The organism is Paenibacillus sp. J53TS2 (assembly GCF_018403305.1).
Taxonomy (GTDB): Bacteria; Bacillota; Bacilli; order Paenibacillales; family Paenibacillaceae; genus Fontibacillus; species Fontibacillus rhizolycopersici.
This window is the reverse complement of record NZ_BOSK01000004.1, coordinates 33,643-49,531: the sequence shown is the minus strand read 5'-3', so window position 1 is coordinate 49,531 and position 15,889 is coordinate 33,643. Positions and strand designations below refer to the sequence as shown.

Sequence of the window (15,889 nt, the reverse complement as noted above, 5' to 3'; positions counted from 1 at the left end):
AGATACCGCGCACTTATTATACATACTATATCATTTTGGGTTCATTATGACAAACTCGCAGCGGCTTTCTATATCTCGTTTTCTTCCAGAAATTTGATATCGAAGTCACCCTTAATAAATGTCGGATGCTCCAACAGCTTCTGGTGAAAGGGGATCGTCGTATGAATGCCTTCGATGGCGAATTCGGACAGCGCCCGCTTCATTTTGGCGATCGCTACCTCCCGCGTAGGTCCCCAGACGATCAGTTTGGCGATCATCGAATCGTAATGCGGCGAAATCGTATACCCTGGATAAGCCCCGCTATCGACGCGAACGCCCGGACCACCCGGTGGCAAGTAAAAGCCGATTTTGCCCGGAGATGGCATAAAGTTGCGGGTAGGATCCTCGGCGTTGATCCGGCACTCGATCGACCAGCCATTCAGCTGAATGTCCTCCTGAGTGAAGGAAAGTGGATTCCCCTCGGCCACGGAAATCATCTCTTGGATCAAATCGACGCCGGTAACCATTTCGGTGACCGGATGCTCCACCTGAATCCGCGTATTCATTTCCATGAAATAAAATTGTCCGTCCAGCCCAAGCAAGAATTCCAGCGTTCCCGCACCGGAATAGTTGACGGCTTGCGCGGCTCGAACCGCAGCCTCGCCCATTTCCCGCCGTTTCTCCGGCGAAAGCACCGGGCAAGGTGCCTCTTCGACCAGCTTCTGCCGACGGCGCTGTACGGAACAGTCGCGTTCGCCTAAGTATACGGCGTTGCCATGCTTGTCGCCAATGATCTGAATTTCCACGTGTTTCATGCCGGTCAAATACTTCTCAAGATACACGCCGGCGTTACCGAAAGCTTTCTGCGCTTCCTGTTGGGCCGTCGTAATTTGCTTGATCAACGATTCCTCGTCTTCGGCGATACGGATCCCTTTGCCCCCGCCGCCGGCCGTCGCTTTGATGATAACCGGATATCCGATGTCGCGCGCCACCATGACGGCTTCGTCCAGATCCTCAATCAAACCGTCCGAGCCGGGAATGACGGGCACGTTCGCTTCTTTCATCGTTTGCTTCGCCATCGCTTTATCCCCCATGCGGGTGATCGCTTCCGGAGAAGGCCCAATGAATGTAATGTTGCAGGAACCGCAGATTTCTGCGAAGTCGGCATTTTCAGCCAGGAACCCATAGCCGGGATGAATCGCATCACACTCTGTCAAAGTCGCTACGCTCATCAGGTTCGTCAGGTTCAAATAACTGTCCTTGGACAGCGTGGGTCCAATGCAATAAGCTTCGTCGGCCAAGCGCACATGCAGCGAATCCTTGTCCGCTTCGGAATAAACCGCCACGGTGGAAATCCCCAGCTCGCGGCAAGCCCGAATGATCCGCACGGCGATCTCGCCGCGGTTAGCAATCAATATTTTATGGAATTTCATGAGATTCTCGTATCCTCCTTTGGAAAGCTCCTTCTTTTACTCCGGCTTCACCAAAAAGAGAGGCTGCCCGTATTCGACCATCTGTCCATTCTCCACAAGGATGTCGATGATCTCACCTTTGACTTCCGCCTCCAGTTCATTCATCAGCTTCATCGCTTCGATAATGCAGACCGTCGTCTTCTCGCCGACCTTGTCGCCGATGTTCACGTAAGGCTGGGCTTCCGGCGACGAGGAACGATAAAATGTTCCGACCATCGGCGAAGCTATGGTATGTAAGTTAGCTGCATGTGCAGCGGAATGGGCTGCTTCCGTCGCTTGGGGTGCCAATACGTTCTCTTGTGGGGCCGGTACCGATACGGCAGCCTGAATATTTTGCGGAACTGCGGTAACCATCTGTGGCTGCACGTGAACGACTTCGCTCACTGCGTTCTTGCGAATGCACAAGCGAGCGCCTTCATTTTCAATTTCTAATTCATGCACGGACGTCTGGTCCAGCAGTTCGATCAATTCTTTGATTTCACTCAGCTTAAACATATTCTCACTCTCTCCTTCAGCTTTGTAGGAAAAGCCTTGGCCTTAAACCATAAGCCTTCTCGGCTCATAACTTTATGTATTATATCATAATCGATCAAAATGGAAAGAGTCCAAGTTACCTCGGACCCTTCCAGAGATCGGAACCTATCGGTCCCTAGTTTTAAGAGCTGTTTTCCTTATTGCGTCACGTATTGTACGCTGACTTTATCCTGGGATACGCCTAGTTCCTTGATCACCAGGTCCATGATGCTTACGGCTTCCTTCGCTTCCATCTTCTCGCTGACAACGACCACTTTGTACTTGTCGTCCGCTTCCGTTACGACGGCATTGGCGTACTGCTGTTTGAGTCTTTCCTCGATATCATAGATTTTTGCTTCCTTCTCTTCCAAAGCGCTTAATTCTTGTTGAGCTATTGCGGCTTCGTCCAACGTTTTGTTCTCGTCGCCAATCGCTTGCATCAGCTCTTCCTGCTTCTTCATGTTGTCTTGGGTCCGGGCGAATTGGTACGCGTTCAGCGTGTCCGTGGAGGATACGCCTTGGGCTTCCAACTGACTCAGCACATCTTCATCCGTTGCCGCTGGCTTCTGCTCGTCATTCGTAGTAGCCGGGGTGCCTTCCGCCGCTTTACCGGCATCCGTCGTTTGCGTATTATCGGAAGTCGCAACATCATCGGTTTTCGCTCCGTCCGCCTGCTCCGTTCCATCGTTGCCGGCAGTTGCTTCGGTTTGATCTGCAGCCGCGGTGTCGTCCGTAACGATGCTGCCGTTCTCACTTCCGTCCGTCGTCACTTCCGACAAGATCACGTCATCCCCCGCCGCATTTCCGTTCATCCCGTTATTTGTCGTACTCACTTGCTGTCCGTCGGTTGGCGTCGAAGTCTTCGGACTATCTTCCGTAAACAGGTAGTAGGCAGATAAAATGACCATCAAGCTCAGCATGGATACCAGCCAAATCGTTTGTCTTTTGGATTTCATAATGGAATTCCTCCTCAAAATTATTAAAAATAAACGTTTGCTTCCTGATTATTAATTATTGAGATTGCTTGCGCGGTACGACGGAGATCCGATAAGCTGGCACGTTCAGCCCCTTTTCGACGGCATCGACGATCAGGCTTTTCACCGTTTTGTTCTCCGCTCCCCGTGCTACAATCAGGACACCGCGAACCTTGGGTTTGATCTTCTTGGTCACGATCGGCTGCTCGCTGCCTGAAGCCTCATAGGTGACGATCTGACCGTCCCGGGTATATTGGGTGATGTGCCGTTTGCCTCCATCCGCATCGCTTTCTTCCGTTAACTCCTGCGAGTCCTTGATGTTTCGCTGAACTACGATCTCCTCTGTCGAATCAATGGTGACAAGCACATCCACCGCACCGACTCCCACGATTTTTTCCAGGATTTCCTTGGTCTTGCCTTCGAGCGTCATTTCGATGCTGCTGAAATCATCCTCCCCCGTTCCGCCCGCGGTTCCTGACGAACCGGCGATTTCCTGCATCATAGGCGGTTCACGGCTCCCTTCGCCGTTGGGTTCCAGCTGTTTGACGTTTACGAAGGAATTGAACAGCATAATGGCGATCCCGACCAGCCCGAGGATCAGCAGCCAACGAAACGTACTTGCGGTTTTTTTGCCTTCCGCTCCCCGGCCAAGCCATTGCTCCAGTTTCTTCAGCCATCCCGGCACTTTCATCACCTCCCGGCGTTATCTTCGGTTAGATTTGCGGCCCCAAGGACCGTGACTGCCTCTTTAGCTACGCCCCAGTTCTGCTGGAGCAGTTCTTCGATTTGCGAGACCAACGGGGTTGCCGCCGATCCGCCATCACCCTTGGAGTTGTCTCTGGATTCGGCAAGTTCCCCTGCTGCGATTTCGTCTTCAACGGATCCGGCCATCGCCGTACTCGTCTGTGATTCGGTCTGGTCTTGCGCGCCCCTGGGTTCACCGGAATTCTCTTTCGTATTCACGCTGATCTGGATCTTATCTACCGGTGCGATCGATACCTCCGGCCCCCGTCCGGCTGCCCCGGGATCAGCGCCCTCCTCTTCCGGCTTGACCTGCGCCATGACGACCTCGACCTCAGAGATCACCGGCTCCGCAGCAGGTGGAGTTGTTTTGCCAGCTCCGGCTTGAGCTTTTGCGGGCTCTGTTCTTAGCTTCACAGTGACCCGGTCGACTTGCTGCCCGGTCGATCGTTCAATTTGTTGCTTCATTTGTCTCGCCGCCTCCTCACCTGCCCATGCGAGCGCTTCGGATTCCTGCTTTTGCCTTAACTTCTCCCCCTGCTGCAGGATCACCTCCGTGCTTTGACCCGGGGAATCGCCCCCCAGTCCGTCCCAACTGGTCGCAAACGCGGCCTCCAGTTGGTCCTTGGCATCCGCCGAGAAGAAGCGCATCACCGGGGATAGCAGCGTCAGCAGGATCAGCAGGCTGACCACGAATTTGACGTAGCGCTCCATCGCGCGGTTGGGTAGCAGCAAATCGATAAAAACCGCAATCAGTACGATGAAGATAATTTCTCTCAGCCACTCCGCCAGCCAATCCATGCATGATCACCACCCCTTGTAAAGTCGTTCTTGTCCGAAAGGCGTCTCACCTCATCATGACGGTGATGTTCCCGGCGGTCAGCATGATCGTGATCGCCAGAAAGAACATCATGCCCACCGCGGCCAGTGCCGCAAAAACGTACAGCATGCTCTTTCCGATCGTTTCCAGGCAAGTGATGACCGGCGAATCTCCCAGCGGCTGCATGACCGCCGCAGCCAGGTTGAAGATCAACGCCAGCGTGATAATTTTGATCGCCGGAAAAGCGCAGAGGAACAGCAGGATGATGACCCCGACCAAGCCGATCGAGTTTTTGACAAGCAGGGAAGCCGAGATGACCGTGTCCGTAGCATCGGCAAACACCTTGCCGACGACCGGTACGAAATTGCCCGTTAAGTATTTGGCCGTCCGCAGCGTGACCCCGTCCGCCACTGACCCGGCGATACCTTTGACGGAAATCACGCCGAGAAAAATGGTGAGCAGTACTCCTAATAAAGCCATGCTGACCGTTCGCAGTAAATTGGCGAGCTGGGTGAGCTTATATTTGTCGGACAACGAGCTGACGATGTGCAGCACCGCCGAGAAGAACAACAACGGGAAGACGATCGTATGCACGGTCGTTCCTACCGCGTGGACCATAAACACGACCAATGGATGGGTCACCGTCACTGTCACCGCATTTCCCAGGGAGGCCAGAAGCGTGAATAGCAGCGGTACCATCGCCATCATGAAGTCGATCATCCCGCTAATCGCATTCGTGGCATACGTGATCGCCACATGAAAGCTGTTAATCGCCAGAACTAGAATCACCATGTAGCAGATGGAGTAGGCCACTTTGCTCACCTGCTTGCGTTCGAACGCGGTTTGCAAAGTTTCAAGGATCATGCTGAAGATGGAAAGTAGCACGATAGTGACCAAAATGTGCCCGTTGTAAAGGACTTCATGCCACATATATCGCATCAGACCGCCTAGTCCCGATTTTAGACTGAAGCTTTGATCCTGTTGCAGGAGCATATCCATAAAAGACGGGACCTTCTGATCTGGGAAAAATCCCCCGTAATCTTCCATCAGTTGCTGCCAATACCTTTCGACCTGATCGGTTGGAAGCTCCTCGGCCTGGCGCTGGATCCAGTTATCTCCTTCCCCTTCGGCAGAGGCGATGACGGGCATGTACCAAAACAGCAGCACTCCTAGCAAAATCAAGAGCAGCGTAGTGCCGCGCCATCGTTCATTCGTAGCGAGCATAAGTCCTTCTCCCCAATCTGATGCAACCTTCTATGCCGGCAGCAGCTTGATGACCGTCTCGATAATAATGCTGATGATCGGAATGGCGAGCACCATGATGAGCACTTTTCCCGCCATCTCGATTTTGCTGGCGATGCTCTCTTGTCCGGCATCTCGTACGATTTGCGCACCGAATTCGGCGATATAAGCGATTCCGATAATTTTTAGAATCGTCTTCAGATAGATCATCTGGACTCCGGACTTATCGGCCAGATCCTCCAATACCTCAATGATCCCGCCGATTTTGCCGATCAGATACAGAAAGATCAGAACGCCCGTGCTTGCGGCGATCAGGAATGCGAACATCGGCTTTTGTTCCTTGACGACCAGGACCAGCACGGTTGCGATGAGCCCAAGCCCTACTATTTGGATGATTTCCACGGTGCGCTCACCTACTGGAATAAGAAGATCGATTTGATTTCCTGAAACAGACTGTCAAGCAGCCGGATGACCATAAACAGGACGACAACGAACCCGATCAGCGTCACCCAATGCGCCATGTCCTCTTTCCCCATCTGCTTCAGCACCGTATGGATCATGGCGATAATGATGCCGATGCCCGCAATCTGAAAAATGGCGTTCACTTCTATGTTCATTGATTTGGCACCTCACTAACGATTTCACAGGCGACAATCAGCCGTGGAGGGAAATGGTATTCAGTAGAACAAAATGACGATGAACGCTCCGCACAAAAGGCCCAAGCTTCGATACATTTTCTCATAGCGGGCTTGTTCTTCCCGTGCCGTCGATTCCTCGCTTTCCAGCTGCCGCACCGCCGTGGCCAGGTGGCCCAACTGGTCTTTCCGGTCGCTTGTCCCGAGAGTCAAGCTGAGCTGCCGGATGACCTCTTGCTCAGGCGCCTTCATGGCGGTATATTTCCACAGCTTCGTAACGGCTTGCTCCAGACTTTCTTGGGCGGTCCACGGGTGGGCCGAACTCATGTTGTCCGCCGCGTTTACGAAGATCGCACGGATCGGCTCCCCGCTTTGCTCCCCGATTCTCCGAAGGGCGTCCGGCAGCGGGGTGAAGCCGTACATGATTTCCGTTTCAAGCCGTTTTAAAGCAAGGATGAGCCGCCGGATTTGGCTGGGCCGGGCGGCAAATTGTCTGGCCTGCATGAAACCTGCCAAGGTGGCGGTCAGCAGAACAAGTACGGCGCCAAACATTTTAAACATTCTCTTCCCTGCCTTTCCAACTGGGTGCGGCCGCCGGAATGCCGCGGCGTTTGCCGTCCCACAGCTTGAATGCCAGACCCTTGTCCGTCCGCGCCAGTACCGCGTACATCTGGAAGAAGGAGCTCTCCGTGAGCTTGGACAACGCAGGGCGGGCCGCCAAATCGTCCACGCTCGATCCATGCGCCGTGGCGATCACCCGCACACCGGCATGCAGCGCCTCGGCTAAAGCCTCGGCATCCTCCGGTCGGCCGATCTCATCAACGATAAGGACGTCTGGCGACATGGAGCGGATCATCATCATAATCCCCTCAGCCTTCGGGCAACCGTCCATCACATCGGTACGCGGACCGACGTCAAAGCCGGGTACCCCCCGCTTGCTGCCGGCGATCTCCGAGCGTTCGTCGATCACCCCGACCTTCAATCCAGGCCAGGACGCTTCAGGATGTCCCCAGGTTCCGCTGCTGATCTGGCGGGCCAAATCTCGGATCAGCGTCGTTTTCCCTTGCTGCGGCGGCGACAGGATCAAAGTGTGATTCACCGTTTTGTGCCTGAAATCCAGCAGCTTCGGCAGGATGGGATCGGCGATGCCTCGAATCTCTCGGGCAATCCGCACGTTAAACCCACTGATGTCGCGCAGATGCTCGACTCTTCCTCCGCTCAGCAGGGTTCTGCCAGCCAGTCCAATCCGATGTCCGCCGGCGATCGTAATAAACCCTTTGCGAAGCTCTTCTTCCATCGTGTAGAGCGAATGGTTAGTGATCAGATCGAGCAGACGATTGCCGTCTTGCTTGCCCGGCTTGTACGCAGCGTCCGGATTCCTCGTCATCTCTCCGTCGGGCGTTAGAAAGTAGTAGCGGCCGCCTGCGTTAATCTCTAGCGGTCGTCCCTCGCGAATGCGGATCTCTTCCAAACCCGGAAAGATAGAAGGCGGAAGCTTGAGCAGCAAAGCCCGGAGATTGTCGGGAAATACGGTTAACCAACTTGGGTTCATAGACGTACCCCCAAAACTCTTACTTTCATGCATCTCTTAATTGGTTTGTTTTTTGCTATATGACATGTGTATGCTTGTACTTTGCCATTATGCTAGGGAACTCTATCATTTCTTTAAAATACCGATTAAGAGACACGCCACGCCGCAGCCAATCCATACCATCTTCCCCCAGGAAAGTTTGTCGGCGATGCCGGCAAGGCCGATGGACGTTGTGATGAGCAGAATGGTTGGTCCAACGAATGCTAGCGCCGAATTGACGGCGAGCGCTTTGTCTACCCTTCCCAACTTAAGCATAAGCAGCGCTGCCAGAATCTCGACCGTTCCCGAGAAGATGCGTAAGGCCGCCATACTTGTCACGAATTTATCAAGCATATGTACCTCCTTCTTGTCCCATCCGTTCTCTTAACGATATGCCCGACAATTTCTATTTATTAAAAAAAATCCCCCGAAGCCATAGCTCCAGGGGATTTCGTTTTGATATTTTCCAGGGTTCCGTAGGTTACCGGCGATCTTGCGGCCCGCCAACGAAAGCGGTGCTCTCCGCATCTAAACCGTAGGCCGTATGCAGCGCGGTCACGACTTCGTTCAGCTTGCTTCCGTCGATGACGCAGGACACCTTGATCTCCGAGGTACTGACCATGACGATATTTACGTCTTGCTTCGAGATCACGTCGAACATTTGCGCTGCGACGCCCGGATGGCTAACCATGCCGGCGCCAACGATCGACACCTTCACGAGTCCTTCTTCAGACGTGACATTCTCATACGGCAGGTCGCCACGGATGCTTTCCAGCACTTTCACCGCTTTATCGCAATCGGACAAGGCCACCGTAAAGGAGAAGTCTGCTTTACCGTCCGTTACACCGCTTTGAACGATGATGTCCACATCGATTTTCGCATTGGCCAGCGAGCCAAACACCTTCGCCAGCACGCCAGGGACATGCGACACGCCCAGAATGCTGATGCGGGCCACATTCTTATCATAAGCGATTCCGCTGACTACCACACCTTGTTCCATATTGACTTCCTCCTTCACAACCGTACCTTCATGATAGTTAAAGCTGGAGCGGACCACGAGCCGGACCTTGTTGTGCTTCGCATATTCCACCGCACGGGGGTGCAAGACCGCAGCGCCTAAGTTCGCGAGCTCAAGCATTTCGTCGTAAGAAATTTCATTCAGTTTACGGGCATTCTTCACGATCCGCGGGTCGGTGGAATAAATGCCGTCCACGTCCGTATAGATCTCGCAATAATCTGCGCCTGTCGCTGCCGCCAAAGCTACCGCCGTTGTATCGGAACCGCCGCGACCAAACGTGGTGATCTCCCCGCCCTCGGTCATCCCTTGGAAGCCGGCGACGATGACGATATTCCCTGCTTCCAGCGATTTCAGCACTCGATCCGGCTTAATATCGGTGATTCGGGCTCTACCATGCTCTGCTTCCGTGCGGAAACCAGCCTGCCAGCCCGTATAAGAAACGGCTTTAGCACCAAGCGCGTCGATGGCCATCGCCAGAAGCGCGATGGAGATTTGTTCGCCGGTTGTCATCAGCATATCCATTTCCCGCAGAGGCGGATTCGGATTCAACAGCTTCGCCTGATCAATCAAATCGTCCGTTGTATCGCCCATCGCAGAGACCACTACCATGACCTGATGCCCTTCTTGCTGTTTTTCCACAACGCGCCGGGCGACGCGCTGCATACGCTCCGTATCGCCTACAGAGCTACCTCCAAATTTCATCACGTATAAAGCCAAGTTAGACCCTCCCTAATGGTGCTCCGAATTGGAGCATTCAGCCCATTAAATCCAGTAACGCTTTAAACCAGTATAATACGAAAGCCCCGAAGTTCGTCAATGGTTTTGCGGATATTAACAAAAATTCCTCCACCCAGGTCAGGTGGAGGATACCGCTTGATGGACAAGACCCCGCCTGAAGCGGAGCCTTGTACCAAACAACCGCAGGGAATTCTATGCCCGCGAGATGTATTTGCCTTCGCGTGTATCGATGAGGAGCACATCATCTTCGTTAATGAAGAGCGGAACTTGAACGTTCAAGCCGGTTTCGACTTTCGCGTTTTTGGTTGCGCCGGTAGCCGTGTTCCCTTTGATCCCCGGTTCGGTTTCAATTACCTTCAGCTCGACGCTGTTCGGCAGGTTGATCCCGAGAATTTCGCCTTGGTAGCTGACGATCTTGACGTTCATGTTTTCTCTCAGGAAGTTCAGCTCCCACTCCAGTTGATCCGAAGTCAACGAGAACTGATCATAAGTTTCGTTATCCATGAACGTATGCTCTTGGCCGCTGGCATACAAGTATTGCACGTCGCGGTTTTCAATCATCGCCCGGCCAATCGTTTCACCGGCGCGGAATGTTTTTTCCACCGTGTTGCCGTTACGCAGGTTTTTCAGCTTGGAGCGGACGAACGCCGCGCCTTTCCCCGGTTTTACGTGTTGGAACTCCAACACCGTATAAATGTCGCCGTCCACCTCGACGGTCAAGCCTGTTTTAAAATCGTTTACTGAAATCACAAAAGTACCTCCTCAAGTGGGTTAACATCTCTATTAAAATTGAAAAATACCCAAAATTCAAGCGGCCAACGTAAGCTGCTGTTTCCCCCAACCTTGGAGTCCCTGCGAAACCACGTACAGCCGGGTGCCGGCTACATCAAACCGTCGTCACCCTTATTTTAGCCGAGCGCGATGAAATCCTTCGTCGACTCTGTCAACCGGCGGATTCCGGTCTCCGTGATCACGACATCGTCCTCGATGCGAACGCCACCGATCCCCGGCAAGTAGATCCCCGGTTCCACGGTGACGACCATCCCCGGCTTCAAGACCGTGTCGCTCGCTTTGGATACGCGAGGGGCCTCATGCACTTCCATCCCGAGGCCATGCCCGGTGCTATGACCGAACTGATCGCCGTAGCCGTAACGGGTAATGACGTCACGCGCCAAGGCATCGGCTTCCCGCCCAGTCATCCCCGGACGCAGGAATTCCAACGTATGCAGTTGGGCTTCCAAGACGATATCGTATATTTCGCGCAGCTTGGCGGTTGGTGTTCCCAAAGCAACCGTCCGTGTAATATCAGAGCAATACCCCTTATACAAGGCGCCGAAATCCATGGTTACCAGCTCGTTCGCTTGCATGATGCGTTCGCTTGCTCTGCCATGGGGCAGAGCGGAACGTTCCCCGGAGGCCATAATCGTATCGAAGGAAGGACCCGTCGCCCCGTTCTTCTTCATGAACGTTTCCAGCTCCAGCGCGGCATCCCATTCGCTCATTCCCGGCTTCAGGACGTCCAACATATGCAGGAAAGTCCGGTCAGCCAGTTCGGCTGCTTCTTTCATGATCGCCAATTCCTCAGCGTCCTTGAAGATGCGCAGCTCTTCTACCATACCGCTCAGCGGAACAAGCGTCACCGGCTGCAGTTCGCGCTCGTAAGAACGGAAGGTGGCAAACACCATTTGCTCTTCTTCAAATCCAAGCCGATCGATGTTCTCTTGTTGCAGCAGGCTTTGGATGGTTCCAGTGACCGATGCACCATGGTCCACAATTTCAAACCCGGGCGCTTGTTCGGCCGCCTGTGTCAAATAACGGAAGTCCGTTAACAGCCAGGCTTGTTGATGCGTAATCAGCACATAGCCGGAACTTCCCGTAAATCCCGTCAAATAGCGGCGGTTCACTTCTCCGGTAATCAGTACGGCTTCGATCTGCTGCGATGTCATCGCTTCGCGGAGCCGGGTTACACGTGTACTCGCCATAACTAACTCTCCCTTATTATAAGGTAGTTCAAAATGCCATCTTTGGATCACGAAGCATTGGCTGGGATGCGAGGTCGGCGTCGAATCTTGAATTCAGCCGGTCCAAGCCGATGCTTCCGAAGCATGTTTCCTTCGGAAACATTTCAGTTGCTCACGTAGCTTGCAGCTACGCTCCGCTACTCACTCCCTAACTTCATCCAACCTTCTCGGTGCTCCAAACCTGCCCTTTTGAACCTTCATTTGAATCGGTAGTTCAAAATGCCATCTTTGGATCACGAAGCATTGGCTGCGTTGCGAGGTCTGCGTCGAATCTGCCACATGAATCCAAGGTATTCCTGCAAAAATACAGTTATTCTCTTGAAAAAGGGCAACATCACGTGAATACCTGCAAAAATACAGTTTTATTTCGCAAAAAGTGACTATAACGCTCATTCAACCCAAAATCCCTGCATTTTTGCATCCTTTTTCGACTTAAGCTCCAATATCGCCCGAAATTCCTGCACTTTTGCAGTTATTCGTCTCAAGCCAACCGGTCGAATCCAAGGTCAATTCAAGGTCAATTCAAGGTCACTTGGTTTAGAAACCTCCGGTTATCCCCGCACCAAATGCCGTTTCAACGCCAGCAGTCCCATTTCATAGCCATAGGATCCAAATCCGGAGATTTGACCGACAGCGATCGGCGCAATGACCGAGGTATGACGGAACGCCTCGCGGGCATGGATATTAGACAAATGAACTTCGACCACAGGAATTTTCACCGAAGTCAGGGCGTCCCGAAGCGCATAGCTGTAATGCGTCAACGCACCTGGATTCAGCAGAATTCCGTCCGTGTTTCCGTAGGCGGCGTGAATTCGATCAATCAGCTCGCCCTCATGGTTGGACTGAAAGAAGGAAAGCTCCAGCCCGTTTGGCACAGCCAGTTCCTTCAGCTTATCTTCGATATCACCGAGTGTCTCGGATCCGTAAACGCCGGGCTCGCGTACGCCAAGCATGTTTAAGTTCGGTCCGTTCATGACGAAGATGCGATACAAGGCGGCTCCCCCTTTCCGAAAAATAACCAAAAATAATTTTAACATAGGAGGGAGTCGCTTGAGAAGCTATAACTTTTCGGACGCTCGCTTATTGAAGCGCATGCTGCTCGCGGGCTTTGTTCGGTTCACGCGACCGTTCGTCCGTATATTCCTCCGCCGTGGTATATCCGATAAACAACCCCCACAGTAAATACAGGCAAAACTCGCTGATGATTGTGGTCCGTGACAGATCGCGCAGCGGAGGAATCAGATCCAGCAACGGGCCGAGCACCCCGAACAAAATTCCCCACCAGGCGATGCCGTATAAGATCCCCGGGCCCGGGCCTTTCAGTTTACGGAACGCTACCACATAGAGGATCGTCGCCAGAATGGACAACACGATAAACGACAGCCATCCAATGTAATATCCAGCCTGACTGTTCAGGAACGAATTTTTGAAGAATGGCTCCACCAGATAGCCGGGCAATACCGAGGTAAAGCTCATATAGAAAAATAAGCCTTTGACACCCCCCCAGATCAATCCGGCAAACAATCCGATCTCCAACGCAAACATCCAAATGTTGGTGTTTTTACGCCGCTGCTGCCGCCATGGCTGAACCCTCGCATGTGATTTTTCCTTGTTCGCTTTCATTCGCATCCTTCCCTTCCATAGAAATATTTACATTCGTTTTTTTGAAGGTTAGTATGTACATTTCCAAAAAGACTAAACAAACTAGAATTTGCCCGCAAAGTCCGTTACAATGGAATCATTACAAATCTTGATGTTACGCCGCTTACGCCACACAAAACTCATATATTGTAGGAAGGTGAAAGTTTTGCCTGAACAATCTGCACCGACGATTTACGGCGGCCAAGCCGTTATAGAAGGCGTCATGTTCGGTGGAAAATATGTCAACGTAACCGCCGTTCGCCGGAAGACCGGGGAAATCAGCTTTTTGGAGGTCCCTAAAGAAGACAAGGATTGGGTCAAACGGCTGCGCAAAATCCCGCTGATTCGCGGAATCGTCAGCATTGTCGACTCCAGTGCCAAAGGTTCTAAGCACCTCAACTATTCGGCAGAGGCGATGGCCGATGACGAAATGGACCCGGAAGAACGCGCCAAACAAAAGGAAAAAGAGGAGTCCGGCTTCTCCCTCACGATGCTGCTTGGGGTTGCCGTGGTCGGCGTCTTGTCCTTTATCGTGGGCAAGCTGATTTTCACTTTAGTACCGGCACTCTTGGAACAATACTTGTTCCAGCACGCTTTTGCGAGTCAAACACTGCACTCCCTCATCGAAGGCGCGATCAAAATCGTCCTGTTGCTTGGTTATCTGTGGCTGATGTCGCAGACGCCCGTCATTAAACGGTTATTCCAATACCACGGGGCAGAACATAAAGTCATCTCCGCGTATGAAGCAGGGGAAGATTTAACCCCGGCCAATGTGCAAAAATACAGCCGTCTGCATTACCGCTGCGGCAGCAGCTTTATTATTTTGACAGTCATTGTTGGTGTTATCATTTATTCCTTGCCTATATTCAGTTGGGACTCGCTTTGGGAACGCGTATATATCCGCGTGCTGTTGCTCCCACTCGTCATTGGTCTTTCGTTCGAAATGCTGCGATTCACCAATGCAGTTCGGGACATTCCGGTTCTGCGTTTCCTCGGGTATCCGGGTCTATGGTTGCAACTCTTAACGACAAAGGAACCGTCCGATGATCAAGTCGAAGTATCCATCGCTTCGTTTAATCGGATGCTTGAGTTAGATGCTCAATTGGAACAAGTCGGCGTCCTCGAGACGCCAGTTGGTTCGGCTTTGGATCCCTTGAAAGGATGAGGTAACATGAAAAAACAAGGCATCATGTTTTGGATCATCGTCCTCTTGGTCGGCGTCGGCATTATCGACAGTCTCTTTGTGAGCCATCGGATCCCTTGGAGTAGCATTATCGTTCCGGTCGCCGTCATCGGCATCGTCTTTCTACTGTACAAATTCCCGCCGCGGAAATACCGGAAAGCACAGCCGAAAATCAAACCTTCGGCGCGTACAATGGCCAAAGTGGCCGCGGAACGCAAGCCTGCCCGAAGCGATAAACGCAAAGCGTATCCGTTTCAAGTTATTGAAGGGCAAAAAGGCAAGAGCGATGACGATTTGCCTAAATATCATTAAAATGTAAAAGGACGGTGCCGCTAAAATTGCGGTACCGTCCTTTTGGTTTATTTTAACGCGGCGAACGCTTGCTGATACTTCTTGAACTGATCCTCGTACAACTGCATGTTCCAACTGCCGAAGAATCGGTCTCCGGCCAGAAATCCCGATTCGAATAACAGCAAGCTTTCCTCGTCGCTGATATCGAATTGTGTCGTGCCTATGCCAAGCGTTGGAATCTTAATCGTCCGATAACGATTGGGTTGCTCGATGTACCGCTCGTCATGAGCGGACAGCATCGTCTCTACGATCGCCTGCAGCATCGTAAACGGACCGGTAATGCCATGCGGCTTATTCGTATTTTTGCCGACCATTTGAAAGCCGACGGTCGGAATACGTCTCTCCCCGTGCCGTGGCTCTTCGCGATCAAACAACCATAATGGAAAATTGCTGAGCAGTCCGCCGTCAACGATGTGTAGAAACTGCTCGGCGAACGGTTTGCCTTTCGCAAGCTTCGGCGGCAGCCGCAACAGCACCGGATCAAAGAAATAGGGAATGCTACAGCTCATGCGAACCGCTCGGGCCACTTCGAATGTCGCCGGATTGAGACCGATGTTATGCAGGTCGTCCGGCAGTACCATGATTTTCCCGCTTGTGATATCCGAGGCGATAATCGTCAGCTTCCCCGGGGGGAGATCACCAAATGTGCGAATGCCTTTGGCCAGCAGGATCTGGCGCACCCACTCCTCCAGCGCCTCTCCGGCATATAATCCTTTCTTGAGGAGCACACGGAGGGCCGGACCGATCAACGCCAGATTAAAGATCGGCGCACGCTTCAGAAATTTTGAAAACGACGTGGTCAAGATAAGTTCTTTCATTTCGTCCGCCGTATAGCCTGCAGCAATCATGGAAGCGATAATCGAGCCGGACGAAGTTCCGGCCACACGATGAAACCGCGCGCCGTATTTCTCCGCCGCCCTGACCGCACCGGCCAACGAAATCCCTTTGACCCCGCCACCTTCAAACACTCCGTTCATTAGCATCAGGTGCC

Annotated in this window: 19 protein-coding genes; 2 read left to right on the top strand and 17 right to left on the bottom strand. The window is 52.7% G+C overall.

Annotated features, from left to right (window positions below; genetic code table 11):
* Positions 1–68: 68 nt before the first annotated feature.
* From accC to KJS42_RS10170, 16 genes are all read right to left on the bottom strand, one after another.
* Positions 69–1,412, bottom strand: a complete 1,344-nt coding sequence (gene accC / locus KJS42_RS10245; protein ID WP_193415927.1) for an acetyl-CoA carboxylase biotin carboxylase subunit — start codon at positions 1,410–1,412, stop codon at positions 69–71.
* A gap of 36 nt (positions 1,413–1,448) precedes the next feature.
* Entirely contained in the window at positions 1,449–1,946 is a 498-nt protein-coding gene (gene accB, locus KJS42_RS10240; protein ID WP_193415926.1) for an acetyl-CoA carboxylase biotin carboxyl carrier protein, read from the bottom strand.
* A gap of 176 nt (positions 1,947–2,122) precedes the next feature.
* On the bottom strand, positions 2,123–2,920 hold the full coding sequence (locus KJS42_RS10235) for a SpoIIIAH-like family protein (protein ID WP_213622793.1): 798 nt from the start codon (positions 2,918–2,920) through the stop codon (positions 2,123–2,125).
* Between the two features lie 55 nt (positions 2,921–2,975).
* Positions 2,976–3,629, bottom strand: coding sequence for a stage III sporulation protein AG (gene spoIIIAG / locus KJS42_RS10230; protein WP_430151235.1), 654 nt, complete (start codon positions 3,627–3,629; stop codon positions 2,976–2,978).
* A complete protein-coding gene (gene spoIIIAF, locus KJS42_RS10225) occupies positions 3,629–4,480 on the bottom strand; it encodes a stage III sporulation protein AF (protein WP_213622791.1) in 852 nt (283 codons plus the stop codon). Before spoIIIAF ends, spoIIIAG begins: the two co-directional genes overlap by 1 nt.
* Before the next feature lie 46 nt (positions 4,481–4,526).
* Positions 4,527–5,723: a stage III sporulation protein AE gene (spoIIIAE, locus tag KJS42_RS10220; protein WP_213622790.1), complete on the bottom strand. Its 1,197-nt coding sequence runs from the start codon at positions 5,721–5,723 to the stop codon at positions 4,527–4,529.
* Between the two features lie 30 nt (positions 5,724–5,753).
* On the bottom strand, positions 5,754–6,143 hold the full coding sequence (spoIIIAD, locus tag KJS42_RS10215; RefSeq protein WP_068785165.1) for a stage III sporulation protein AD: 390 nt from the start codon (positions 6,141–6,143) through the stop codon (positions 5,754–5,756).
* 11 nt (positions 6,144–6,154) lie between these two features.
* On the bottom strand, positions 6,155–6,358 hold the full coding sequence (gene spoIIIAC, locus KJS42_RS10210; protein ID WP_009225775.1) for a stage III sporulation protein AC: 204 nt from the start codon (positions 6,356–6,358) through the stop codon (positions 6,155–6,157).
* Positions 6,359–6,418: 60 nt separating this feature from the next.
* On the bottom strand, positions 6,419–6,937 hold the full coding sequence (gene spoIIIAB, locus KJS42_RS10205; protein ID WP_213622789.1) for a stage III sporulation protein SpoIIIAB: 519 nt from the start codon (positions 6,935–6,937) through the stop codon (positions 6,419–6,421).
* Positions 6,930–7,928, bottom strand: a complete 999-nt coding sequence (spoIIIAA, locus tag KJS42_RS10200) for a stage III sporulation protein AA (RefSeq protein ID WP_213622788.1) — start codon at positions 7,926–7,928, stop codon at positions 6,930–6,932. The genes spoIIIAB and spoIIIAA overlap by 8 nt, the downstream gene beginning before the upstream one ends.
* Positions 7,929–8,033: 105 nt before the next feature.
* Positions 8,034–8,300, bottom strand: coding sequence for a YqhV family protein (locus KJS42_RS10195; RefSeq protein ID WP_193415919.1), 267 nt, complete (start codon positions 8,298–8,300; stop codon positions 8,034–8,036).
* A 127-nt stretch (positions 8,301–8,427) separates the two neighbouring features.
* Entirely contained in the window at positions 8,428–9,681 is a 1,254-nt protein-coding gene (locus KJS42_RS10190) for an aspartate kinase (RefSeq protein ID WP_213622787.1), read from the bottom strand.
* Between the two features lie 213 nt (positions 9,682–9,894).
* On the bottom strand, positions 9,895–10,452 hold the full coding sequence (efp, locus tag KJS42_RS10185) for an elongation factor P (protein ID WP_193415917.1): 558 nt from the start codon (positions 10,450–10,452) through the stop codon (positions 9,895–9,897).
* Between the two features lie 158 nt (positions 10,453–10,610).
* Complete coding sequence (locus KJS42_RS10180; RefSeq protein ID WP_213622786.1) at positions 10,611–11,684, bottom strand: M24 family metallopeptidase; 1,074 nt, start codon at positions 11,682–11,684, stop codon at positions 10,611–10,613.
* Positions 11,685–12,274: 590 nt separating this feature from the next.
* Positions 12,275–12,715, bottom strand: a complete 441-nt coding sequence (aroQ, locus tag KJS42_RS10175; RefSeq protein WP_213622785.1) for a type II 3-dehydroquinate dehydratase — start codon at positions 12,713–12,715, stop codon at positions 12,275–12,277.
* An 88-nt stretch (positions 12,716–12,803) separates the two neighbouring features.
* Positions 12,804–13,346, bottom strand: coding sequence for a YqhR family membrane protein (locus KJS42_RS10170; RefSeq protein WP_155605471.1), 543 nt, complete (start codon positions 13,344–13,346; stop codon positions 12,804–12,806).
* Positions 13,347–13,530: 184 nt separating this feature from the next.
* On the opposite strand from KJS42_RS10170, the gene KJS42_RS10165 reads away from it, so the two are divergent.
* Both KJS42_RS10165 and KJS42_RS10160 read left to right on the top strand, forming a co-directional pair.
* Entirely contained in the window at positions 13,531–14,529 is a 999-nt protein-coding gene (locus KJS42_RS10165) for a DUF1385 domain-containing protein (RefSeq protein ID WP_244868444.1), read from the top strand.
* A 6-nt stretch (positions 14,530–14,535) separates the two neighbouring features.
* Complete coding sequence (locus KJS42_RS10160; protein WP_155605473.1) at positions 14,536–14,859, top strand: hypothetical protein; 324 nt, start codon at positions 14,536–14,538, stop codon at positions 14,857–14,859.
* Positions 14,860–14,906: 47 nt separating this feature from the next.
* On the opposite strand, the gene KJS42_RS10155 is transcribed toward KJS42_RS10160, so the two are convergent.
* Positions 14,907–15,881, bottom strand: coding sequence for a patatin-like phospholipase family protein (locus tag KJS42_RS10155; protein ID WP_213622784.1), 975 nt, complete (start codon positions 15,879–15,881; stop codon positions 14,907–14,909).
* Positions 15,882–15,889: the final 8 nt, after the last annotated feature.